Below are 21,686 nucleotides of genomic sequence, written 5' to 3' on the forward strand. Positions count from 1 at the left end.
CTTGTCCCACGACACCAGCTCCCACGAGAACGGCGGCCCCTCGGCCCCGCGGCCCGAGCCGACGGAGGACGGCGGCGCGGAGCAGCTGCACTGGGCCGTCTGGTCCGTGTTCGCCCGTCCCGCCGGCGGCGCCCCGGCCCGCACGGCCGGCGACGACGCCTCGGCGGCCGCCGAGTTCGACGGCGTGGTCGAGCAGCTGGCGGCCGAGGGCGTGACGCTGCGCGGCGCCTACGACGTCTCCGGGATGCGCGAGGACGCCGACGTCCTCACGTGGCTGCACGGCGACGACCCCCGGGCCCTCCAGTCGGCGGTCCGCCGGCTGCGCCGCACGGAGCTCCTCGCCGGCACCGGGCAGGCCTGGAACGCGATGGGGGTCCACCGGGACGCCGAGTTCACCCGCAACCACTCCCCGTCCTTCGCGCGGGGCCTGGCCCCGGAGGAGTGGGTCTGCGTCTACCCGTTCGTGCGCTCGTACGAGTGGTACTACATGAACCCCCAGCGCCGCTCCGAGATGCTGCGCAACCACGGCATGGCGGCGCGCGACTACCCGCAGGTCCTCGCGAACACCATCGCGTGCTTCGGGCTCAACGACTACGAGTGGCTGCTGGCGCTGGAGGCCCCCGAGCTGGTGGACCTCGTCGACGTGATGCGCGCCTTCCGCAACACGGAGGCCCGGCTGCACGTGCGCGAGGAGACGCCGTTCTACACGGGCCGCCGGGTCGGCGCCGAGGAGCTCGCGGAGGTGCTCCGATGAGCGCGGAGAACGCCCTGTCCCGGGCCCGGGCGCACGCGCCGGAGCCGTACGACGCCGTGATCCTCTCGTCCTTCGGCGGCCCCGAGGGCCAGGACGACGTCCTGCCGTTCCTGCGCAACGTCACGCGCGGCCGCGGCATCCCCGACGAGCGGCTCGAGGAGGTCGCCACCCACTACCGGGCCAACGGCGGGGTGAGCCCCATCAACGCGCAGAACCGCGCGCTGCGCTCCGCCCTCGAGGCCGAGCTGCTCGGCCGCGGCGTGGGCGTGCCGGTGCTGTGGGCGAACCGCAACTGGGCGCCCTACGTGGCCGACGTGGTGCGGGAGTGCCACGACCGCGGGATGCGCCGGCTGCTCGTGCTCGCCACGAGCGCCTACTCCAGCTACTCCGGCTGCCGCCAGTACCGCGAGGACTACGGGGTGGCGCTCGAGGAGCTCGGCCTCACGGACACGATGCAGGTCGACAAGGTCCACCAGTACTACGACTCCGAGGGCTTCGTGCAGCCGTTCGTCGAGGGCCTCCGCGAGGGGCTCGCGCAGGTGCGCGACCGGCTCGGCGCCGGCGAGGGCAGGATCGCGATCCTGTTCTGCACGCACTCCATCCCGACCACGGACGCCGAGGCGTCCGGGCCGGCCCGGATGGACTTCGAGGAGAACTCCGCCTACGTCGCCCAGCACCTGGCGGTGGCCCGCACCGTGCTCGAGCGGGTGGGCCCCGAGGAGCTCGGCGAGCACACCTGGGACCTCGTCTACCAGTCCCGCTCCGGGCCCCCGCAGGTGCCGTGGCTCGAGCCGGACGTCAACGACGCCCTCGAGGAGGTCGCCGGGCGCGGGGTCGCCGGCGCGGTCCTCGTGCCGCTGGGCTTCGTCTCCGACCACATGGAGGTCAAGTGGGACCTCGACACCGAGGCCCTGGAGACCTGCGAGCGGCTCGGGCTGCCGGCCGTGCGCACCCCGACCGCCGGCACCCACCCGGCGTTCGTGGCCGGGCTCGCCGACCTCGTGGAGCAGCGCGTCGCCGGGCGCACCGCCCCGCCGCGCGTCTCCGCGTGCGCCCCGGGCACGTGGTTCGACGACTGCGCCCCGGACTGCTGCGTCAAGGTGCTGCGCGGCGCCGCCGGGCCGCGCCCCACCATCGCCCAGCGCCCCCACGGCGAGCCCCTCCCGGTCGGTCTCGACGACTCCGGGGAGGTGCAGTGGGCGTGACGGCCGCCGCGCAGAACCTGCCGGTGTTCCGGGTCGGCACCCGGGGCTCCCAGCTCGCGCTGACCCAGACCACCACGGCCGCCCGCGCCGTCGCGGCCGCGGGCCGGCTGGAGCCGGAGCTCGTCACGATCCGCACCGAGGGCGACGTCCTCACCGGCCCTCTGTCCCAGATGGGCGGCACCGGGGTCTTCGCCACGGCGCTGCGGGCCGCCCTGCTGGCCGGCTCGGTGGACCTGGCCGTGCACTCCCTCAAGGACCTGCCCACCGCCCCCGTGCCGGGGCTCGAGGTCGCCGCGGTGCCGGTGCGGGAGGACCCCCGGGACGCCCTGTGCGCCCGTGACGGGCTGACCCTGGCCGGCCTGCCCGCCGGGGCCCGCATCGGCACGGGCTCCCCGCGCCGGGCGGCGCAGCTGCGCGCGGCGCGACCGGATCTCGAGATCGTCGACATCCGCGGCAACGTGGGCACCCGGCTGGGGCGGGTGGCCCCCGGCGACCTCGACGCCGTGGTGCTCGCGGCCTCCGGGCTGCGGCGCCTCGGGCTCGAGGACGCGATCACCGAGCTGATCGACCCGTCTGTCATGCTCCCGGCCCCCGGGCAGGGCGCCCTGGCCCTGGAGTGCCGCACGGAGGACGCCTCCGGGGACACTGCGCTCGCCGCCGGCCTCGCCGCGGTGGACGACCCGGGGACACGGCTGGCCGTGACCGCCGAGCGGGCGCTGCTGACCCGGCTCGAGGCCGGGTGCGCCGCCCCCGTGGGCACGTTCGGGCGGATCGAGGACGGTGAGCTCGTGCTCGACGTCGTGGTGGCCGACCCGGACGGCAGCCGGGTCATGCGCCGCAGCGGCCGCGCCGCGGAGCCCGACCTCGACGCCGCCCGGGGCCTCGGCGCCCGGCTGGGCGACGAGCTGCTCGCCGACGGCGCCGGCCGGCTGGCCCGGTTGACGCTCTGAGCCCCGTGCCGTCCGCCGGGCCCGCAGACCGCCACGACGACCCCGCCGCCGCCCTGCGCGGCGCCAGGGTCGTCGTGACCCGCTCCGCCGACCGGGCCCGGGAGCTCGTGGACCTGCTGACCGGGCACGGGGCCCGGGTGCGGCTCGCGCCGCTGCTCGAGGCGACCCTGCCCCGGGACACCGGCCCCGTGACCGCCCTTCTCGAGCGGGCGGCGGACCCGGCGCCCGCCGGACGGACCTGGCTGGCGGTCACCGCGGTGACCACGGTCCACGCGCTGCGCGCGATCTCGGGGGACCGGGACGGGACGTCGCTGGGCGACCGGTTCGCGGCGGCCCGGCGGGCCGGGCTGCGCGTCGCCGCGGTGGGGGACGCCACGGCCGCGGCCCTCACCGCGGCGGGGCTGGCGCCGGACCTGGTGCCCGGCACCGCGCACTCGGCGGCCGGGCTGCTCGCCGACTGGCCGCGGGAGCCGGACCCGGGCACGGTCCTGCTGCCGCTCTCGGCCCGGGCCCGGCCCGTGCTGGCGGACGGCCTCACCGGGCGCGGGTACCTTGTCCTGACGGCCACCGCCTACGAGACCGTGCCCTGGCCGGCCGCCGCGCCCCTCGTGCCGCCGGGCCCGGTCCGCGGCGTGGAGGCGCTGCGCCGTCCGCAGCTGCTGGCGGCCCTGGCCGCGGGCGAGGCCGACGCCGTGGTGCTCACGGCCCCGTCCCACCTCGCGGAGCTGGTGGGCGACGACCCGTCCGTCCTGGCGGGCACCGTCCTCGTGGCCATCGGCGAGCCCACGCGGCGGGCCGCCGCGGCGCTGGGCCTGCCGTCCGTGGCCGCCTCCCGGCCCACCCCCGCGGGGATCCGTGACGCCCTCGTCCGGGCCCTCGCCGCCCCGGGGCGCCTGGCGCCCGCCGCCGCGGCGCACCCACCCCCCGCGCCGGTCCCGGCCCCCGCGCCCGCCGCGGCCGGGACAGCCGGGCCCCGCGTGCGGAGGTCCGAGGCACCTGGACCCGTGGCGCCGCACCCCCTGGCACCCGCCCCGACCACATCGATCCCGACGACCGAGGAGACGAACTCCGTGACCCACCCGACCCCGCGCTACGACCTGGTCTCCCGCCCCCGCCGACTGCGCACCACCCCGGCCGTGCGCCGGCTCGCCGCGCAGACCAGGGTGCACCCGGCGGACCTCATCCTGCCCGTGTTCGTCCGGGAGGGACTCTCCGAGCCGGCCCCCCTGGGGTCCATGCCGGGAGTCGTCCAGCACTCCCTGGACTCCCTGCGGCGCGCCGCCGCCGAGGCCGCGGCCAAGGGCCTCGGCGGGTTCATGGTCTTCGGCGTGCCCGCCGAGAGGGACCCCGAGGGCAGCGCCGGGTGCGATCCCGAGGGGATCCTGAACCGGGCGCTGCGCGCCGTCCGCGCCGAGGTCGGCGACGACCTCGTCGTGATGGCGGACCTGTGCCTGGACGAGTTCACCGACCACGGCCACTGCGGCGTCCTCGCCGAGGACGGCACCGTGGACAACGACGCGACCCTGGAGATCTACGGCCGGATGGCCGTGGCCCAGGCGGAGGCCGGCGCCCACGTGCTCGGCCCCTCCGGCATGATGGACGGCCAGGTCGGCGTGATCCGCTCGGCCCTCGACGAGGCCGGGCGCCACGACGTCTCCGTCCTGGCGTACTCGGCCAAGTACTCCTCCGCGTTCTACGGCCCGTTCCGGGAGGCCGTGGACTCCCAGCTCCAAGGCGACCGCCGCACCTACCAGATGGACCCCGCCAACCGCCGGGAGGCCCTGCACGAACTGCAGCTGGACCTCGACGAGGGCGCCGACATGGTCATGGTCAAGCCGGCTATGAGCTATCTCGACATCCTCCGCGACGTGGCCGAGGTGTCCCCGGTGCCGGTCTCCGCGTACCAGATCTCCGGCGAGTACGCCATGATCGAGGCCGCGGCCGCCAACGGCTGGATCGACCGCAGGGCCGCGGTCCAGGAGTCCGTGCTGTCCATCCGCCGCGCCGGCGCCGACACCGTGCTCACCTACTTCGCCGTCGAGCTCGCGGACTGGTTCCGCGACGAGAACGGCCTCTCCTGACCCCCACCGACCCCCGAGCCGGCAGCCCCGGCGGAAGGACACACACAGAACTCATGAGCGTTTCCCAGGAACTCTTCGACCGCGCGCGCAAGGTCATGCCCGGCGGGGTCAACTCCCCGGTGCGCGCCTTCGCGTCCGTGGGCGGCACCCCGCCCTTCATCACCGCGGCCAAGGGGCCGTACCTCACCGACGCCGACGGCCGCGAGTACGTCGACCTCGTCAGCTCGTGGGGGCCCGCCCTCGTCGGGCACTCCCACCCGGCCGTCATCGAGGCCGTGCACGAGGCCGTGGAGCGCGGCCTGTCCTTCGGGGCCACGACCCGCGGGGAGACGGAGCTCGCCGAGCTCGTGGTCGAGCGGGTCGGGGCGATCGACGAGCTGCGCATGGTCTCCACCGGCACCGAGGCGGCCATGACCGCGATCCGCCTGGCGCGCGGCGTCACGGGCCGGGACCTCGTGGTGAAGTTCGCCGGGTGCTACCACGGGCACGTGGACTCGCTGCTGTCCGAGGCGGGCTCCGGGGTCGCGACCCTGGCCCTGCCGGGCTCCGCCGGTGTCACGGCGGCCACCGCGGCCGAGACCCTCGTGCTGCCGTACAACGACCTCGCCGCCGTGGAGGAGGCCTTCGCCGCCCACCCGGGCCGGATCGCCGCCGTCATCACGGAGGGCGCACCCGCCAACATGGGCGTGGTCACCCCCGGCGAGGGCTTCAACGCCGGGCTGCGCCGGATCACCCGCGAGCACGGGGCCCTGATGATCTTCGACGAGGTGCTGACGGGCTTCCGCGTGCACGAGGCCGGCTACTGGGGCCTCACGGCCGCCGGCGAGGAGGGGTGGGAGCCCGACCTGTTCATGTTCGGCAAGGTCATCGGCGGCGGCCTGCCCGTCGCCGGCGTCGGCGGCCGCTCCGAGGTCATGGACCACCTCGCCCCCCTGGGGCCCGTCTACCAGGCCGGGACCCTCTCGGGGAACCCGGTGGCGATGGCGGCCGGGGCCGTGACCCTGCGCACCGCCGACCGGATCGCCTACCAGACGGTGGACCGGCGCTCGGCCCAGCTCCAGGAGGCGGTGCGGGCCGCACTGACCGAGGCCGGTGTGGACCACTCCGTGCAGTCGGCCGGCAACCTGTTCTCCGTGGCGTTCGGCACCTCCGCCACCGGCGTGCACGACTACGCGCAGGCGAAGGCGCAGGAGACGTTCCGCTACCCGGCGTTCTTCCACGCGATGCTGGACCAGGGCGTCTACCTGCCCCCCTCAGTGTTCGAGGCGTGGTTCCTCTCCGCCGCGCACGACGACGCCGCGATGGACCGGATCGTCTCCGCCCTGCCGGCCGCGGCCCGCGCGGCCGCCGAGGCCCGGCCGGCCGCCTGAGCCCGGACCGGGCCGCCGTCCCGGGGAGCGCTCAGGCGTCCTCGGGGCGGCGGAGCGGCCAGGCGCCGTCGACCACGGCGTCCGGGCAGGTCCTGCGGAAGTACTCCTGGAGGCTCGCCGCCTGGTCGGCGGCCCAGCCGACCTGGGCCTCGTGCAGCTCGGCGGCGGGACGCACCAGCTCGGGGAAGCGGCGGGCCATCAGGACCGCGAGCCGTTCCGTGGCCAGCGAGTCCGCGGCCGAGGTGTGCGCCGCCGTGAGCTCCACGCCGTACTCCTCGCACAGCGCCCCGAGCGTGCGCTTGCCGCGCCGGTACCGGTGCACCTGCTTGTTGAGCACGTACGGGTCCAGTACCGGGAAGGGCCGGGGCACCTCGACCCCGTGGCGCCGCCCCTCGTGGGCGAGGACGGTGAAGTCGTAGGAGGCGTTGAACACCAGCACGGGCGTGCCCGCCGCGAAGAGGGCGTCCAGGAGGCCGGCGATCTCCCCGACCACCTCCGCGGCGGGCCTGCCCTCGGCGCGGGCCCGGTCGGTGCTCACCCCGTGCACGGCGGCGGCCTCCTCGGGGATCTCCACCCCCGGGTCCGCCAGCCACTCCCACTCGTCCGTCACGGCGCCCCCGGCGTCGGTGCGCACCACGGAGGCCGTGACGATGCGGGCCGTGTGCGGGTCGCGGCCGGTCGTCTCCAGGTCGAACGCCGCCCGCGGGCCCCGGGTCCACGCCGCGGTGGCGCCGGACGCGTCCTGCGGCGGGTCGAGCTCGAACAGGACCTCCTGCTCGGCGCCGGCGGCGGCCCCGGAGGGCTCCGGCCGCGGGGCGCGCCACGGTGCGGCCTCGAACAGGGGCGGCTGGTCGGTGGGCTCGGCGGGGCGTGAGGGCGACGACATGGCACCACCGTACCGGGCGCCTCCGACCCGCCACGCACCACCGGCGGCGCGGGGACCTTGTCGCAACAGGTGAAGTGTGCTTCACTTGTCCGCACAGGGAGGGGAGTATCCCACCACCGTTCCGTCGTCACTACGGCCCCGCGAGGGGCCCGGCGGGCGGGCCCGCGAGGGCCGGGAGAGACCTCCGATCGGATCGATCGGAAGGTGCTGTCATGGATGTCCCGTTCTGGATCTGGGCCGCGGTGGTCGGCTTCATCGTGGTGATGCTGGCCGTCGACCTGTTCGCCCACCGGCACGCCCACGTGATCGGCGTGCGCGAGGCGGCCGCGTGGTCGGGGGTGTGGGTGGCCTTCGGCGTGGCCTTCGGCGTCGTCGTCTGGCAGGTCTGGGGCGCGGAGTTCGGCCAGCAGTACTTCGCCGGCTACCTCATCGAGAAGTCCCTGGCCGTGGACAACGTCTTCGTCTGGGCCATCATCTTCAGCTACTTCGCCGTGCCGCGGGAGTTCCAGCACCGGGTGCTGTTCCTGGGCGTGCTCGGCGCCCTCGTGTTCCGCGGGATCTTCATCGCCGCCGGGGCGGTGCTGATCCAGAACTTCTCCTGGATCCTCTACGTCTTCGCCGCGTTCCTGCTCTACACCGGGTGGCGGATGATCCGTCAGCGCAACGAGCACCTGGACCCCGAGCAGTCGGCGGTGCTGCGCGGCTTCCGCCGCTTCGTGCCGATGACCGAGGCCTACCACGGGCAGAGGCTGCTGGTCCGGCGGAACGGGGTGCTGCTGGCCACGCCCCTGCTGGCCGTGCTGGTGCTGATCGAGGTCACCGACGTCGTCTTCGCCGTCGACTCGATCCCGGCGATCTTCGCCGTCACCGACGAGGTGTTCCTGGTCTTCACCGCTAACGCCTTCGCGATCCTGGGGCTGCGGGCGATGTACTTCCTGCTGGCCGACCTGATCCACCGCTTCGTCTACCTCAAGATCGGCCTGGCCCTGGTGCTGGTCTGGGTGGGGATCAAGATGCTGCTGAAGATCGACGTGTTCTACATCCCGACCCCGGTCTCGCTGGCCGTGGTCGCCACGATCATCACCGTCTCCGTCGTCGCCAGCCTGCGGGCCACGCGCGGTGCGGGCCGCCGCCCGCTGCCGGCCCCGGCGGAGCCGCCCTTCCGCACCGCCTCCGAGGACGAGATCGCCGCCCTGGACCCGGTGTGGGGCCGCAGGACCCGCGCAGGACGGGGCGGCCGGGAGACCGCTGCCGGGACGGTGCCGGCCGGGGACGGCCCGCGGGCCGACGCCGGGGCCGACGCCGGGGCCGACACCGGGACCGGCACCCGGGCCGGGGACGAGGCCCGCACGGGTGCCCGGGACGACCGCGACCGGCCGCACGGAGGGGGAGCGCGGTGAGCGGCCCGGTCACCGGGACCCGGCGCCCGGTCGCCGCGGTGGTCACCGACGGGCCCGAGGCCGCGGCGGTCGCCCGCCGCGCCGCGGGCGTCGCCACGGAGGAGGGCCGGCCCGTGCTCCTGCTGGTGCCGACGCTGCGCTCGGCCTTCAGCGCCGACGCCGTCATCGCCCGGCGGGCCCAGGAGGAGGCGCTCCTGGAGGCGCAGGCCGTCGCCGCCCGGGCCCGGCCGGCGCTGGAGGCCGCCGGCGTGCCGTGGCGGGTGCAGGTGGTGTGGCACCGCAACTGCCCGCTGCGCCGCGCCCGGCAGGCCCGGGCCGTCGCCCTGGCCCACGCGGCGCACCGTGCCGGGGCGGTGCTGGTGGTCACGCCGGCCCACGTCCCGGTGCCCACGGTGGAGCAGGGCCCCGGCGTGGTGCTCGTCGCCGCCCGTGCGGCCGCCCGGCTGGCCGTGCACCGCCCCGCACGGTCCCGCCGGCTGGACCAGCTGTGAACCGCCCGCCCTCCGGAAGGACCCCGCCATGACCCCTCCCGCTCCCGGCCCGGACGCCCCGGCCCCTCCCGCACCCGGTCCGGTCGCCCCGGCCCCTCCCGCTCCCGCTAACGGTTCGGACGCCCCGGCCCCGGGCGTCCCGGGTCCGGACGGGCGGAGCACCGGGAGCGGCGGCCCCGCTCTCTCCCGGCCGGCGTGGACCTTCCTCACCAACCACGGCCACGTGCTCCTGGCCGTGGCCGGGTCCCAGGACGCCCGGGTCAGCGAGATCGCGGCCCAGGTGGGCATCTCGGAGCGCGCCACCCTGACGATCCTCAAGGACCTCGAGTCGGCCGGCTACCTCCGCCGGCACCGGAACGGACGGCGCAGCCACTACACGGTCGACGGGCACCGGCCCTTCCGGCACCCGGCCGTCGCCGCGCACGAGATCGGGGAGCTGCTGGCCGTCCTCGTCCCGGCCCCCGGGCAGGACGCCGGGAGCGGGCCCCGTCCCGGCGGACCGCTTTAGCCCGTCGGAGTCCCGTGATGGGATGAGACCCATGCGGCACTCCGAGCACGGCACCCCCACCACGAGCACCGTCCCGCCCGGTGCGGGACCGGTGCGCTGGAGCCTCGTCCCCCCGGCCGGCTCCGCGCCGGGGCGCACCGCGTGGCGGCCGAGCCCCGGGCAGGAGGAGATCGCCGGGCTGCCGGCCGGGTGCGGGCCCCGGCTCGTGCTGGGCGGGCCCGGGACCGGGCGGACCCGGGTGCTCGTGGAACTGGCGGCGCGCCGGATCCGGGACGGGCTCGACCCGGACCGGCTGCTCGTGCTCACCCCTTCCCGGCTCGCGGCGTCCCGGCTGCGGGACGACCTGACGGCCGCGGTCGAGGCCACCATGAGCTCCCCGCCCGTGCGGGCGTGGCAGTCCTACGCCTTCGACCTCCTCCGTCGGGCGCAGAACGAGGGGCTGCTCCCCGGCGTCGTGCACGGGCCCAAGCTGCTGTCCGGACCGGAGCAGGACGTGCTCATCGGTGAGCTGATGGCCGGGCACGCCGCGGGATTCGGAGCTCCCGTCGTGTGGCCGCCGGATCTCCGGGAGGCCCTGGGCACCCGCGGCTTCCGCCAGGAGGTGCGCGAGCTGTTCGACCGGATGTCCGAGTACGACCTCGCCCCCGAGGACCTCCGCGTCCTCGCCCGGCGGCTCGAGCGCCCGGACTGGGCGGCGGCCGCCACGGTGCGCGCCGAGTACCTGGCCGTGCGCCGGCTGCGGATGCCGGAGTCCTACGACCCCGCGGTGCTCGTGACCGAGGCCGCGCGGGTCCTCGAGGAGCAGCCGGAGTTCCTCCGGGCCGAGCAGGAGCGCCTCGACCTCGTGCTCGTGGACGACCTGCACGAGGCGACGCCCTCCATCCACCGGCTCCTCGCCGTGCTGTGCCGGGGCCGGGACACCGTCATGACCGTCTGCACGGACACCGTGGTCCAGGGCTTCCGCGGGGCGCGGCCCGATCTGCTGCGCACCCTCGACGACCGGCTCGCCGAGCCCGCACGGCCCCTCCGGCGGCACTGCCTGGACACGAGCCGGCGCATGCCCGGGGCCGTGGTGGAGGTGTGGCGGCGCGTGGCGGAGCGGATCCCTGCCGTCGCCGGCGCCCGGCACCCCCGCGACCTGCGGCCCGCCGACGGGACCGGCCCCGCCGCGGAGGCACCCGGCACCGCGGCCGCGACGCCCGCCGCCGGCGGGACGGCGGCGCCGGCGGCAGACGCCTGGGACGGCGACACGGCCGGCGCCACGAGCGGCGACCGGACCGGCGCCACGGATGCCGGTGCGGCACCGGGGGAGGTCACCACGGTGGTGCTGTCGTCACCGCTGCACGAGGCCCGCTGGATCGCCCACCAGGTGCTCGAACGGCACCTGGTGGGCGGCGCCGCGCTCGCCGACATGGCGGTGGTCGTGCGCAACGGCCGCTACCTGGAGGCCCTCGAGCGCCAGCTCACGGCCATGGGCGTGCCGGTCAGCACCTCCGCGGCGGAGACGCCGGTCCGGGACGAACCGGCGGTGCGCCCGCTGCTGGCCGCCCTGCGCATCGTGACCGAGGCCGCCGCGGCGACCGGGACCGGGGACGAGGACGGCCGCTTCGGGGTCCTCACCGTCCAGGCGGCCGTCGAGCTCCTGACGTCGCGGATCGGCGGCGCCTCCCCGATGGACGTCCGCCGGCTGCGCCAGCGGCTCCGGGCGGAGGAGCTCGCCGCGGGCGGCGTCCGCACCAGCGACGACCTGCTCGTGGAGGCCCTCGTGGCGCCCGGGGCGCTCGACGCCGCAGGGGTGCGCTCCGTGCCGGCCCGCCGGATCGCCCGGATGCTCACGGCCGGGACCGTCGCCCTGCGGGAGGAGGGCGCCACGGCCGAGACCGTGCTGTGGGCGCTGTGGGAGGCCGCCGGGGTGGCCGAGTCCTGGCGGCGGCATGCCCTGGAGGGCGGTCCGGCCGGGGAGCGGGCGGACCGGGACCTCGACGCCGTGGTGGGCCTGTTCGAGTCGGCCGAGCGGTACGTCGACCACCTGCCCGGGGCGAGCCCCGCCCAGTTCCTGGACTACATCGACAACCAGGACCTGCCCATGGACACCCTGGCCGCGCGCGCCCCGACCGACGAGACGGTCGAGATCATGACCACGGCCACGGCCGCGGGCCGGCAGTGGCCCGTGGTCTTCGTCGCCGGCGTGCAGGAGGGGGTGTGGCCCAACACCCGTCTGCGGGGCCAGCTGCTGGGCGCGGACCTGCTCACGGACGCCCTCGACCTCGGGCCCGAGCAGGCCGCCCGGGTCACCCCGGTCACCCGGATGCGGGAGGTCCGCCACGACGAGCTGCGCTCCTTCTCCGCCGCGGTCTCCCGCAGCAGCGGGACGCTCGTGGTCACGGCGGCCTCCTGCGAGGACGAGCAGCCCTCGGAGTTCCTCGACCTCGTCGACCCGCCGGGGTCACGGCCCGGGGACGGCTCGCGGACCGTGGTGGACGCACCGCGGCCCATGACGCTGCGCGCCCTCGTGGCCGAGCTGCGGCAGTGGGTCCAGCTGCACGAGGAGGACCCGGTGCGCTCGGAGGCCGCGGCCCGGCTGCTCCACCGCATCGCCGCCTCCCCGCGACCGGTGCCCGGCGCCCACCCCGACACGTGGTGGGGCGCCGCGGAGCTCTCCAGCACGGCGCCCGTCTTCGACGACGGGGTCCCGGTCCCCGTCTCCCCGTCCCGCATCGAGACCATCCACCGCTCCCCGCTGGACTGGTTCGTGGCCGCGTCGCGGGCGGAGGCCGCCACCGACCTCAGCCGCAGCCTCGGCTCGCTCGTGCACGCCGTCGCCGAGGAGCTGCCCGAGGCCTCGGGCTCCGAGCTCGTCGCCGAGCTCGAGCGCCGCTGGCCCACGCTGGGGCTGCCGGACACCTGGGAGTCCGACGTCCAGCTCGAGCGGGCCCGGCAGATGCTGCGCAAGTTCGCCCAGTACGTGCTGGACGCGCGCGGCACGCACGGCCGCCGGCTCGTCTCCGTGGAGGGCGCCTTCAGCGTGCTCGTCCAGGGGCGGGCGCGCGACGCCCTGCTCCGGGGCCGGGTGGACCGCCTCGAGCTCGACGAGCAGGGCCGCTACGTCGTCGTGGACCTCAAGACCGGACGGAACCAGCCGGCCGGGGCGAAGATCGCCGAGCACCCGCAGCTGGCCGCCTACCAGGTGGCGCTCACGGCCGGCGCGGGCACGGCCATGGTGGCCGGTGCGGACGACGCCGTCCTGGAGCTGCCGGACGGCACCGTGACGGAGCTCTCCGGCGGCGCCCTGCTCGTCCAGCTCGGCACCCGGGCGAAGTCCCCCTCCGTGCAGCAGCAGGATCCCCTGGACCCCGACGCCACGTGGGCGCGCGAGCTCATCACCCGGGCCGCGGAGCTCGTGGCGGGGGAGCGCTTCACCGCCCGCCACGACCAGGCCGAGGGCGCCTTCAACGGGCACGGGTGCAAGCTGCCCCAGATCTGCCCGCTCTGCGCCGAGGGCCGGCAGGTGAGCGAGCCGTGAGAACCGACCCCGCTCCCGTCCCGCCCCGACAGCACGAGAGGACAGCGCCCATGAGCCGCAGCCCCGGCAGCCCCGGCGACGGTGCCCGGCAGGACACCGCCGGGCACCCCTACGGCGGCGTCGAGCCCCGGTACAGCCCCGAGGAGCTCGCCGAGCTGCTCGGCGGCAACCGGCCCACCGCCCAGCAGTCCGCCGTGATCTCCGCCCCGCTCACGCCCCGGCTGGTCGTCGCGGGCGCGGGCTCCGGCAAGACCGCCACCATGGTCGACCGGGTGGTGTGGCTCGTGGCCAACGGCGTCGTCGCCCCGGACCAGGTCCTCGGCGTGACCTTCACCCGCAAGGCCGCCGGTGAGCTGGGGGAACGCATGCGCTCCCGGCTGGCCCGGCTGCGCGCCCAGGGGCTCGTCGCGCCCGTCGGCGCGGACGAGGCCGGGGAGGACGACCTCCCCGCCGCGCCCCAGGACCCCACCGTGAGCACCTACCACTCCTACGCCAACACGCTCGTGCGCGACTACGGGCTGCGCCTGGGCATCGAGCCGGACACCACGCTGCTGGGCCAGGCCCGGACGTGGCAGATCGCGGCCCAGACGGTGGAGGCCTGGACCGGGGAGCTGCTCGAGACCATGCCCGCGAAGTCCACCATGGTCGCCGCGGTCCTCGACCTCGCCTCGGCGTGCGCGGAGCACCTCGTCGACCCGGCGGACGTGGAGCGGTTCGCGTCCCGGCTCCTCGGCGCCCTGGCCACCACGCCCCCGGGGCGCCGGAAGAAGACCCTGGGCGCCCAGCTGAAGAAGGTCGAGGACAACCAGCGCACCGCGTGGGTCCTCGCCGAGCTCGTGGCCGACTTCTCCCGGCGCAAGCACGCGGCGCAGGCCATGGACTTCGGCGACCTGCTCTCCGCGGCGGCCCGGCTGGCCGAGCAGGACCCGGCCGCGCGCCGGACCGAGCGGCAACGGCACCGGGTGGTGCTGCTCGACGAGTTCCAGGACACCTCGCACGCCCAGCTGCGGCTCTTCGCCGCCCTCTTCGGCAACGGCCACTCCGTGATGGCGGTGGGCGACCCCCAGCAGTCGATCTACGGCTTCCGCGGCGCCTCCTCCGGGCAGCTCTTCGGCTTCTACGACTCCTTCCCGGTCGCCCCCGGCGAGGAGGCGGAGCCCAGCTTCCTCACCACGGCGTGGCGCAACGACGCGAGCATCCTCGACGTCGCCAACACGATCGCCGCCCCCCTGCGGACCCTGCCGGCGTGGGCCCGCGGGCGGTCCTCGCTCACGGTGCCCGAGCTCGCCCCGCGGCCCGGTGCGGGCACCGGCCGGGTGCGGATCAGCCGGTGGGCCACCGATCTCGAGGAGGCCGCCGCGATCGCGGAGCGGATCGGGGAGCACCGGGCGCAGCACCGCGGCGCTCCGGTGGAGGAGATGCCCACCATGGCGGTGCTCTGCCGCAAGCGCTCCCAGATCGAGCCCGTGCGCCGGGAGCTCGCCGCCCGCGGCATCCCCTACGAGGTGGTGGGCCTCGGCGGCCTGCTCAGCACGCCGGAGGTCTCCGACGTGGTGGCGACCCTCCGGGTGCTGGACGACCCCGGCCGCTCGGACGCCCTCGTGCGGCTGCTCGCGGGAGCCCGCTGGCGGATCGGCGCCCGGGACCTCATGGCCCTCGCCGACTGGGCGTCCCACCTGGAGCGCCGCCGCACGGAGGCCGCGCAGACGGGCCGGGCCGAGGACCTCGAGAGCCCGGTGACCGCGGAGGAGGCCCAGGAGGACGCCCTCGTCGAGCCGGACCTCTCCGACCACGCCTCCCTGATCGAGGCCCTCGAGACCCTGCCCCGGCCCGGCTGGACCTCGGCGCACGCCCGCACCCTGTCCGGCACGGCGCGGGAGCGCCTGACCCGGCTGCGCGCCGAGCTCGACCACCTGCGGGCCTTCCTCTCCGACGACCTGCCGAGTCTGCTCCACGAGGTCGAGACCGTCCTGGGCCTGGACGTCGAGGTCGCCGCCCACCCGCACCGCGCCGTCCACCAGGCCCGGCGCAACCTGGACGCCTTCCAGGAGGCCGCGCAGTCCTTCACCGCGTCGTCCGCGACGAACGACGTCTCGGCCTTCCTGGCCTGGCTCGACGTCACGCTCGCGGAGGAGAACGGGCTCGAGCCCGGCCCCGACCGCACGCGGCACGACGCCGTGCAGCTCGTCACGGTCCACGCCTCCAAGGGCCTGGAGTGGGACCACGTCTACGTCCCGGGACTGAACGCCGGGAACTTCCCGACCGACAAGCCGTCCCGCTGGACCCTCGACACCGGTGCCCTGGCCTGGCCGCTGCGCGGGGACGCCCGCTTCCTGCCGCAGTGGGCCGTGGACACGACCGACCTCAAGGCCCTCGAGGAGTCCCACACGGAGTACCTGGAGCTGGCCGCGCAGCACGCCGAGGCCGAGGAGCGCCGGCTCGCCTATGTGGCCGTGACGCGGGCCCGGGAGGTCCTGGAGCTGTCCTGCACCGCGTTCCGGGGCACGGCCGCGCGGAACCAGGGGCCTTCCGCGTTCGTCACGGAACTGGCGCCGCTGACCGAGGGCCCCGCCCCGTCCGTCCGCCGCGGGCCCTGGGCCGAGGTGCCCGAGGACGCACGCAACCCGGCCGCCGCCACGGTGCTCAGCGCCCCGTGGCCCTACGACCCGCTGGAGGGCCCGGAGGTCACCGAAACCGTGACGGTCGAGGACGGGCGCAGCGCCGTGCGCGTGAGCCCGCCCCCGCACCGCGGCCGCCGGAGCGTGCTCGAGCAGGCCGCCCGCGCCGTCCGGGAGCGCGGCTTCGAGGACACCGCGGACCTCGACACGGAGGACCTGCTCGGGGTCGCCGAACGGGACGGGCGCGCGCCCGACCCCCGCCGGTGGTCCGAGGAGGCCCGTGTCCTGCTGGCCCGGCACGAGGACGGCCGCACGCAGCGCAGCGTCCCCATGCCCTCCCACGTCTCGGCGTCGACCCTCGTGGCGCTGGCGCGGAACCCCCTGGAGGTGGTCTCCGGGCTGCGCCGGCCCATGCCCCGCCGACCCGGCACCGCGGCACGGCGGGGCACCACGTTCCACGCCTGGATCGAGCAGTACTACGGCAGCTCGGCGATCTTCGACGTCGGGGAGCTCCCGGGCACCGCCGACGAGCACGTCGACGCCGCCTACGACCTCCCCGAGCTCGCCGCGACGTTCCGGTCGGGTCCCTGGGCGGACCGCCAGCCGTACGCGGTGGAGTTCCCCCTCGAGACCCCGGTCGCCGGCATCACGGTCCGGGGCCGCGTGGACGCCGTCTTCCGCAACGGCGACGGCACCTGGGAGCTGGTCGACTGGAAGACGGGGCGGGCCCCGGCGGGGCGGGAGCTGCAGGAGCGCTCGGCGCAGCTGGCCGTGTACCGGCTCGCGTGGTCCCGGCTGCGGGACGTCCCGCTCGAGGAGGTCACGGCCGCCTTCTACTACGTGGCCGAGGACCGGGTGGTCCGCCCGCACGACCTCTCCGGGGCCGAGGAGCTGGAGGCGGTGGTCCGGGCGGCCTACGACGTGGTGCTGCGCCCCTGAGCGGGACGCCCGGGGTCCGGGCGCTCCCCGGCAGCGTCCGCCGGTGCGGTGCCGGCGGGGTCCCCGGCCGGCTCCGGCGCGGACGCCGGGTCCCCCGGTGCCGCGGTGGTCCCGGGCGCCGCGGTGGTCCCGGGCGCCGGGCCGGAGCGCCGGAGGACGTCCCGCTCGAGCGTGGCGAGCATCTGCTCCGCGTCGGCCACCAGGTCCTCCGCGCCGCGGTCCACCCCGCGCACCAGCCACTGCGCGAGCGCCAGCTCCGCGTCCAGCCGGGCCCGGTCCAGCAGGTGGGCGTCCGGTTCCCGGTCCGGCGCCCGGAAGGACGTGCGCCGGCAGGCCGCGGCGTAGGCCTCGAGCACGCCCTCGGCGAGGCGGGCGTCACGGGCCGCGATGAGCCACGCGAAGTCCGCCGCGGGATCACCGACGTGCAGGTCCGTCCACCCGGTCACCCCGCGGACCCGGCCGCGGGAGATGACGAGGTCGTCGGCCTGCAGGTCGCCGTGGACCACGCGCGGCTGGAACCGCCACACCTCGGGGTCCTCGAGGACCCGCTCCCACCGGTCCAGCAGCGCCGCCGGAACGCGCCCGGTGCCGGCGGCGCGGCGCAGCTCCGTGAGACGGCGCAGCCGGCACTGCTCGGCGCTGTAGCCGGGCAGATCGGCGTCGAGGACCAGGGACGGCGGCAGGGCGTGGACGGCGGCCAGCAGCCGCCCGAGCTGAACGGACAGCGTGGGGGGCGGCTCGGCGCTCGGCACGTGCCGGTGGTGCTCCGGGTCGGGCTGCGCGGCCATGCGGGCCAGCGCGTCGATCTCCAGCGGGGACCCCTCGATGTGGGAGTGCACGAAAGCGTGCAGGTCCCCGTCGGCCACGGACCCCGCGGCGGTGGGGACCAGGAACGGCAGCCGGGACCGGATGGCGGGGGTGAAGCAGCGGAGCACGAGGTGCTCGGTCTCCAGCCGGACGCTCGCCTCGGGGCTCAGCGGGGAGCGCACCCGCCAGCGCCGGCCGGCGGCGTCGAGGACCACGGCGGAGCGGAAGTCGGCGTCGTCGTCGGGGGAGGGGCCCACGGCCACGGGCGCGAGCCCGGGCACGCCTGCGGCGGCGACGGCGGCCAGGTGCTCGAGGGACGTGCTCACGGCGTCCACCCTACAAGAGGCGGGGCGGGCCGCCCCGTCCCCACCCGCCGGCCCCGGGTCCCCGGCGGGTCGCTACAGTGGAGACGTGCCCGCCTCCAGCCTTCCCGAGCCCGTCCCCGGCTCCCGCCCCGTGCCCGCCCCCGAGCGTCTCGCCCCGGCCCGTCTCCCGTTCGCGGCGACGGCCTTCGACCGGGACGCCGTCGACCGCGAGCTCCACGACGTGCGCGTGCTCGCCGCCCAGGACCCCACCACGCTCGTGCTCGTGCTCGCCGGCGGGCTCGCCCCCGTGACCGGGGACTCCCTCCTGCTGGTGCCGGCCGCCGAGCTGCCCGCGGCGCCCCACGACCCCCGCCGGCCGGAGGTCTATCTCGGCCGGCTTCCCGGCGCCGACGGGACCCGGGGCCCCCGGGTCCTGCTGCGGGCCGTCGCCGCCCCGGAGCCCGGACGGGAGGACGCCGCCGCGGAGCCCTTCGCCGTGCCCGAACCCCTGGTGGCGGCCGTCACCGCGTTCGCCGCGGACCGCGACGGCGCGCAGCTGCGCTGGGCCGGCCTGCGCGAGCTGGGCCCGGTGCTCCCGGCGGAGGACACCTCGCTGCTCGTGACCGCCCAGTCCGTGGGCCTGTGGCACCGCGACCACCCCCGGTGCCCGCAGTGCGGCGAGCCCACCGAGGTGATCCGCTCCGGGTGGGCCCGGCAGTGCCGCAACGACGACTCCCTGCACTTCCCGCGCACCGACCCCGCGATCATCGTGGCGGTGAGCGACGGCCACCCGGATCCGGAGCGGGAGCGGCTGCTCCTGGGCCGTTCCGCGCTGTGGAAGGGCAACCGGTTCTCGACCCTCGCCGGGTTCGTGGAGCCGGGGGAGTCCCTCGAGCAGGCCGTGGTGCGCGAGGTCGCCGAGGAGGCCGGGCTGACCGTGGGGGACGTGCAGTACCTGGGCTCGCAGCCGTGGCCCTTCCCGCGCTCCCTGATGCTCGGCTGCCGCGCCGTGGTGCAGGCCGGCGCGGCGGTCCCGGACGGCCAGGAGATCCTGGAGCTGCGCTGGTTCACGCGGGACGAGCTGCGGGAGGCGGCGCGCACCGGATCGGTGACCCTGCCCGGCCGGGTCTCCATCGCGCACGCGCTCATCGCGCACTGGCTCGGCGAGGACCTGCCGGAGACCGCGTGGTGAGCGGGGGCGAGACCGCCGCGGACGTGGAGACGCCCCTGGAGGAGCGGATCCTCGCCGGCCTGGACCCCGAGCAGCGGGAGGTCGCCACCACGCTGCGCGGACCGGTGTGCGTGCTCGCGGGCGCCGGCACGGGCAAGACCCGGGCCATCACCCACCGGATCGCCTACGGCATCGCCACGGGCGTCTACACCCCGCAGAAGGTGCTGGCCCTGACGTTTACGGCCCGGGCCGCCAACGAGATGCGCAACCGGCTGCGCGGCCTCGGCGCCGCGGGGGTCCAGACGCGCACGTTCCACGCCGCCGCCCTGCGCCAGCTGCAGTACTTCTGGCCCCAGGCCGTGGGCGGACCCCTGCCGGGGCTCGTGGAGCACAAGGCGCGGCTGATCACGGAGGCCGCCCAGAACATGCGCCTGTCCACGGACCGGGCGGCGGTGCGGGACCTCGCCGCCGAGATCGAGTGGGCGAAGGTCTCGATGCTGACCCCCGACACCTACCCGGCGCGGGCCGCCGGGAGGGACATGCCGCTCAACTACGACGTGCGCACGGTCCAGCGCCTGTACCAGTCCTACGAGGAGCTCAAGACCGACCGGCACCTCATCGACTTCGAGGACGTCCTGCTGCTCACGGTGGCGGTGCTCGAGGAGGACGAGCGGGTCGCCGCGACCGTGCGCGAGCAGTACCGGCACTTCGTCGTCGACGAGTACCAGGACGTCTCCCCCCTGCAGCAGCGCCTGCTCGACGCCTGGCTGGGCGGCCGGGACGACGTCTGCGTCGTCGGCGACGCCTCCCAGACGATCTACTCCTTCACGGGGGCGACCTCCCGGCACCTGCTCGAGTTCCCGGCGCGGCACCCGCAGGCGCGGGTGATCGAGCTCGTGCGCGACTACCGCTCCACCCCGCAGGTCGTGGAGACCGCCAACCGCCTGCTCGCGGCCCGCCGGCCGGCGCGGGACTCGACCCCCGGCGCCTGGGCCACCCCGCTGCGCCTCGTGGCGCAGCGCCCGGACGGGCCGCCCCCGTCCTGGACCGAGTACGCGGACGACGAGGCCGAGGCGGCGGGGACGGCCGCGCGCATCCAGGACCTGATCGACGACGGCGTGCCCGCCGCCGAGATCGCCGTGCTCTTCCGCACCAACGGGCAGTCGCAGGCCTTCGAGACCGCGCTCGCGGAGGCCGGCATCGGCTTCCAGCTGCGCGGCACGGAACGGTTCTTCAACCGGCCCGAGGTCAAGCAGGCCGTGGTCCAGCTGCGCACGGCGGCACGGGCCGCCGAGGACACCGACGATCCGACGCGCCTGGTGCGCGACATCCTCTCCTCGCTGGGCTACTCGGACCGGGCGCCGCGCTCCACCGGCGCGGTGCGCGAGCGGTGGGAGTCGCTGGCCGCCCTCGTCTCCCTCGCCGACCGGATGGCGGCGGAGGCCGCGCAGCGCGGGGAGACGTTCCTGCTGCCCGCCCTCGCCGCGGAGCTCGAGCGGCGGACGGCCCAGCAGGACGCTCCCGTGATGAACGGGGTCACCCTGGCCTCCCTGCACTCGGCCAAGGGCCTGGAGTGGGACGCCGTGTTCCTGGCCGGCCTCAGCGAGGGGCTGATGCCGATCGGCTTCGCGGAGACCGCGGACGAGATCGACGAGGAGCGCCGCCTGCTGTACGTGGGCATCACGCGGGCCCGGGAGCACCTGGTGCTCTCGTGGACCCTGTCCCGCACCCCGGGCGGGCGGCCCACGCGCAAGGCCTCGCGGTTCCTCGAGGCCCTGCGCGGCACGGACGGGGTGCGCCCGGCCCCGGGCCGGTCCCGCCCGCGGGGCGCCCGCGCTCACTCCTGATCGATCCCGCACAGGCACCGGCTCCGGTCCGGCTCGAGCGACGCCACCGGGTCCGGCCAGGGCGGGGCGAAGAGGACCGCGTGCCGCGCGCCGTCGCCGTCCGCCGCCGGTCCGCTGCCCTCGTCCAGCGAGACCAGGGCCACCGCGAGCACCTCGACGGCCAGGCGGACCGCCACGGCCTCCGCGTGCGCCGTCGCCGCCCACGCCGTGAGGACGGCCTCGGGGCCGTGCGGGCCCGGGCCGGTCCCCACGGCCCCGAGGGTCGCGCGCACGCAGTCCGGGCAGGGGCGGTGCGCCCAGGGCACGGTGGGCCAGCGCAGCAGCACGCCGCCGGCACGGTGCAGCGACACCAGGGGGTGACGGGGGTCGACCCCTCCCCACGGCTCCGCCGTCCCGGGCAGGGCCAGGTCGGCGGCCGGCGGGGGCCCCAGGCTGCGGACCACCACGGTGCCCGGGAGCAGGGGGCCGGGGAACAGCTGCGGCGCGCTGACCGGCGCGCACCGGGCGTCGAGCTCCCGCAGCCGCCGGCGCAGGGCCGCCTCCCGGGGGCGGCCGACGTCGGCGGGCCGGTACGCACCGGTCCCGAGGTCGGCGGCCGTCACGGGCGCGGGGTCGTTGACGTTGAGGGCCAGCACGCCGCAGCGCAGCAGGCGCACGGCGAGGGCCGCCGCGAGACCGTCCAGGCCCAGCAGCAGGACGTGCACCTCGTCGGGGCGGGGGCGCTCGAGACAGGACAGGAGCAGCTCCGGCCCCCGGCGGGACTCCTGCCGGGGGCCGGGCACAGGGGCGGTGGGCACGGGAGGCCTTCCGGGACACGGGGACGGGGACCAC

Annotated in this window: 15 protein-coding genes and 1 pseudogene; 13 read left to right on the forward strand and 3 right to left on the reverse strand. The window is 76.7% G+C overall.

Annotation, left to right across the window (positions count from 1 at the left end):
- Window position 1 precedes the first annotated feature (1 nt).
- The 6 genes and pseudogenes from hemQ to hemL all read left to right on the forward strand — a co-directional run bounded on the left by hemQ (window position 2) and on the right by hemL (window position 6,360).
- A complete protein-coding gene (gene hemQ, locus QYM41_RS02905) occupies window positions 2-754 on the forward strand; it encodes a hydrogen peroxide-dependent heme synthase (protein WP_368798234.1) in 753 nt (250 codons plus the stop codon).
- On the forward strand, window positions 751-1,959 hold the full coding sequence (locus QYM41_RS02910; protein ID WP_368798235.1) for a ferrochelatase: 1,209 nt from the start codon (window positions 751-753) through the stop codon (window positions 1,957-1,959). Before hemQ ends, QYM41_RS02910 begins: the two co-directional genes overlap by 4 nt.
- Window positions 1,950-2,909 (forward strand): hydroxymethylbilane synthase, encoded by a 960-nt coding sequence (gene hemC / locus QYM41_RS02915; protein ID WP_368798236.1) that lies wholly within the window; start codon window positions 1,950-1,952, stop codon window positions 2,907-2,909. The genes QYM41_RS02910 and hemC overlap by 10 nt, the downstream gene beginning before the upstream one ends.
- Before the next feature lie 107 nt (window positions 2,910-3,016).
- Window positions 3,017-3,748 (forward strand): annotated as a pseudogene (locus tag QYM41_RS02920) (uroporphyrinogen-III synthase); the annotation flags it as partial.
- A 231-nt stretch (window positions 3,749-3,979) separates the two neighbouring features.
- Entirely contained in the window at window positions 3,980-4,990 is a 1,011-nt protein-coding gene (gene hemB, locus QYM41_RS02925; RefSeq protein WP_368798440.1) for a porphobilinogen synthase, read from the forward strand.
- 53 nt (window positions 4,991-5,043) lie between these two features.
- Window positions 5,044-6,360: a glutamate-1-semialdehyde 2,1-aminomutase gene (gene hemL, locus QYM41_RS02930; protein ID WP_368798237.1), complete on the forward strand. Its 1,317-nt coding sequence runs from the start codon at window positions 5,044-5,046 to the stop codon at window positions 6,358-6,360.
- Window positions 6,361-6,391: 31 nt separating this feature from the next.
- Here hemL and QYM41_RS02935 read toward each other — a convergent pair whose 3' ends face one another.
- A complete protein-coding gene (locus QYM41_RS02935; protein ID WP_368798238.1) occupies window positions 6,392-7,246 on the reverse strand; it encodes a 3'-5' exonuclease in 855 nt (284 codons plus the stop codon).
- A 212-nt stretch (window positions 7,247-7,458) separates the two neighbouring features.
- Between QYM41_RS02935 and QYM41_RS02940 the strand changes: the two genes are divergently transcribed.
- From QYM41_RS02940 to QYM41_RS02960, 5 genes are read left to right on the forward strand one after another with little or no spacing between them, the layout of a single operon-like run.
- Window positions 7,459-8,646: a TerC family protein gene (locus QYM41_RS02940; RefSeq protein ID WP_368798239.1), complete on the forward strand. Its 1,188-nt coding sequence runs from the start codon at window positions 7,459-7,461 to the stop codon at window positions 8,644-8,646.
- Window positions 8,643-9,137 carry a hypothetical protein gene (locus tag QYM41_RS02945; RefSeq protein WP_368798240.1) on the forward strand — a complete coding sequence of 165 codons (495 nt, stop codon included), beginning with the start codon at window positions 8,643-8,645 and terminating at the stop codon, window positions 9,135-9,137. Before QYM41_RS02940 ends, QYM41_RS02945 begins: the two co-directional genes overlap by 4 nt.
- Window positions 9,138-9,165: 28 nt before the next feature.
- Window positions 9,166-9,645, forward strand: a complete 480-nt coding sequence (locus QYM41_RS02950) for a helix-turn-helix transcriptional regulator (RefSeq protein ID WP_368798241.1) — start codon at window positions 9,166-9,168, stop codon at window positions 9,643-9,645.
- A gap of 31 nt (window positions 9,646-9,676) precedes the next feature.
- Window positions 9,677-13,168, forward strand: coding sequence for an ATP-dependent helicase (locus QYM41_RS02955; RefSeq protein ID WP_368798242.1), 3,492 nt, complete (start codon window positions 9,677-9,679; stop codon window positions 13,166-13,168).
- Between the two features lie 50 nt (window positions 13,169-13,218).
- Window positions 13,219-16,725 (forward strand): ATP-dependent helicase, encoded by a 3,507-nt coding sequence (locus QYM41_RS02960; protein ID WP_368798243.1) that lies wholly within the window; start codon window positions 13,219-13,221, stop codon window positions 16,723-16,725.
- On the opposite strand, the gene QYM41_RS02965 is transcribed toward QYM41_RS02960, so the two are convergent.
- Window positions 16,701-17,858 (reverse strand): phosphotransferase, encoded by a 1,158-nt coding sequence (locus QYM41_RS02965; protein WP_368798244.1) that lies wholly within the window; start codon window positions 17,856-17,858, stop codon window positions 16,701-16,703. The genes QYM41_RS02960 and QYM41_RS02965 overlap by 25 nt on opposite strands.
- An 85-nt stretch (window positions 17,859-17,943) precedes the next feature.
- Between QYM41_RS02965 and nudC the strand changes: the two genes are divergently transcribed.
- Window positions 17,944-19,029 (forward strand): NAD(+) diphosphatase, encoded by a 1,086-nt coding sequence (nudC, locus tag QYM41_RS02970; RefSeq protein WP_368798245.1) that lies wholly within the window; start codon window positions 17,944-17,946, stop codon window positions 19,027-19,029.
- A complete protein-coding gene (locus tag QYM41_RS02975; protein WP_438612539.1) occupies window positions 19,026-20,855 on the forward strand; it encodes an ATP-dependent helicase in 1,830 nt (609 codons plus the stop codon). The genes nudC and QYM41_RS02975 overlap by 4 nt, the downstream gene beginning before the upstream one ends.
- On the opposite strand, the gene QYM41_RS02980 is transcribed toward QYM41_RS02975, so the two are convergent.
- Window positions 20,846-21,652, reverse strand: coding sequence for a hypothetical protein (locus QYM41_RS02980; RefSeq protein WP_368798247.1), 807 nt, complete (start codon window positions 21,650-21,652; stop codon window positions 20,846-20,848). The two genes, QYM41_RS02975 and QYM41_RS02980, sit on opposite strands and share 10 nt — an antisense overlap.
- Window positions 21,653-21,686 lie beyond the last annotated feature (34 nt).

It is taken from the genome of Kocuria oxytropis (genome assembly GCF_040981195.1).
In the GTDB taxonomy this organism is placed as follows: domain Bacteria; phylum Actinomycetota; class Actinomycetes; order Actinomycetales; family Micrococcaceae; genus Kocuria; species Kocuria oxytropis.

What these genes read in the sequence shown, in the direction of transcription:
- QYM41_RS02960 (WP_368798243.1), top strand. Translation starts at nt 13,219, where the DNA reads ATGAGCCGCAGCCCCGGCAGCCCCGGCGACGGTGCCCGGCAGGACACC.
- QYM41_RS02950 (WP_368798241.1), top strand. Translation starts at nt 9,166, where the DNA reads ATGACCCCTCCCGCTCCCGGCCCGGACGCCCCGGCCCCTCCCGCACCC.
- QYM41_RS02955 (WP_368798242.1), top strand. Translation starts at nt 9,677, where the DNA reads ATGCGGCACTCCGAGCACGGCACCCCCACCACGAGCACCGTCCCGCCC.
- QYM41_RS02935 (WP_368798238.1), bottom strand. Translation starts at nt 7,246, where the DNA reads ATGTCGTCGCCCTCACGCCCCGCCGAGCCCACCGACCAGCCGCCCCTG.
- QYM41_RS02910 (WP_368798235.1), top strand. Translation starts at nt 751, where the DNA reads ATGAGCGCGGAGAACGCCCTGTCCCGGGCCCGGGCGCACGCGCCGGAG.
- QYM41_RS02940 (WP_368798239.1), top strand. Translation starts at nt 7,459, where the DNA reads ATGGATGTCCCGTTCTGGATCTGGGCCGCGGTGGTCGGCTTCATCGTG.
- hemL (WP_368798237.1), top strand. Translation starts at nt 5,044, where the DNA reads ATGAGCGTTTCCCAGGAACTCTTCGACCGCGCGCGCAAGGTCATGCCC.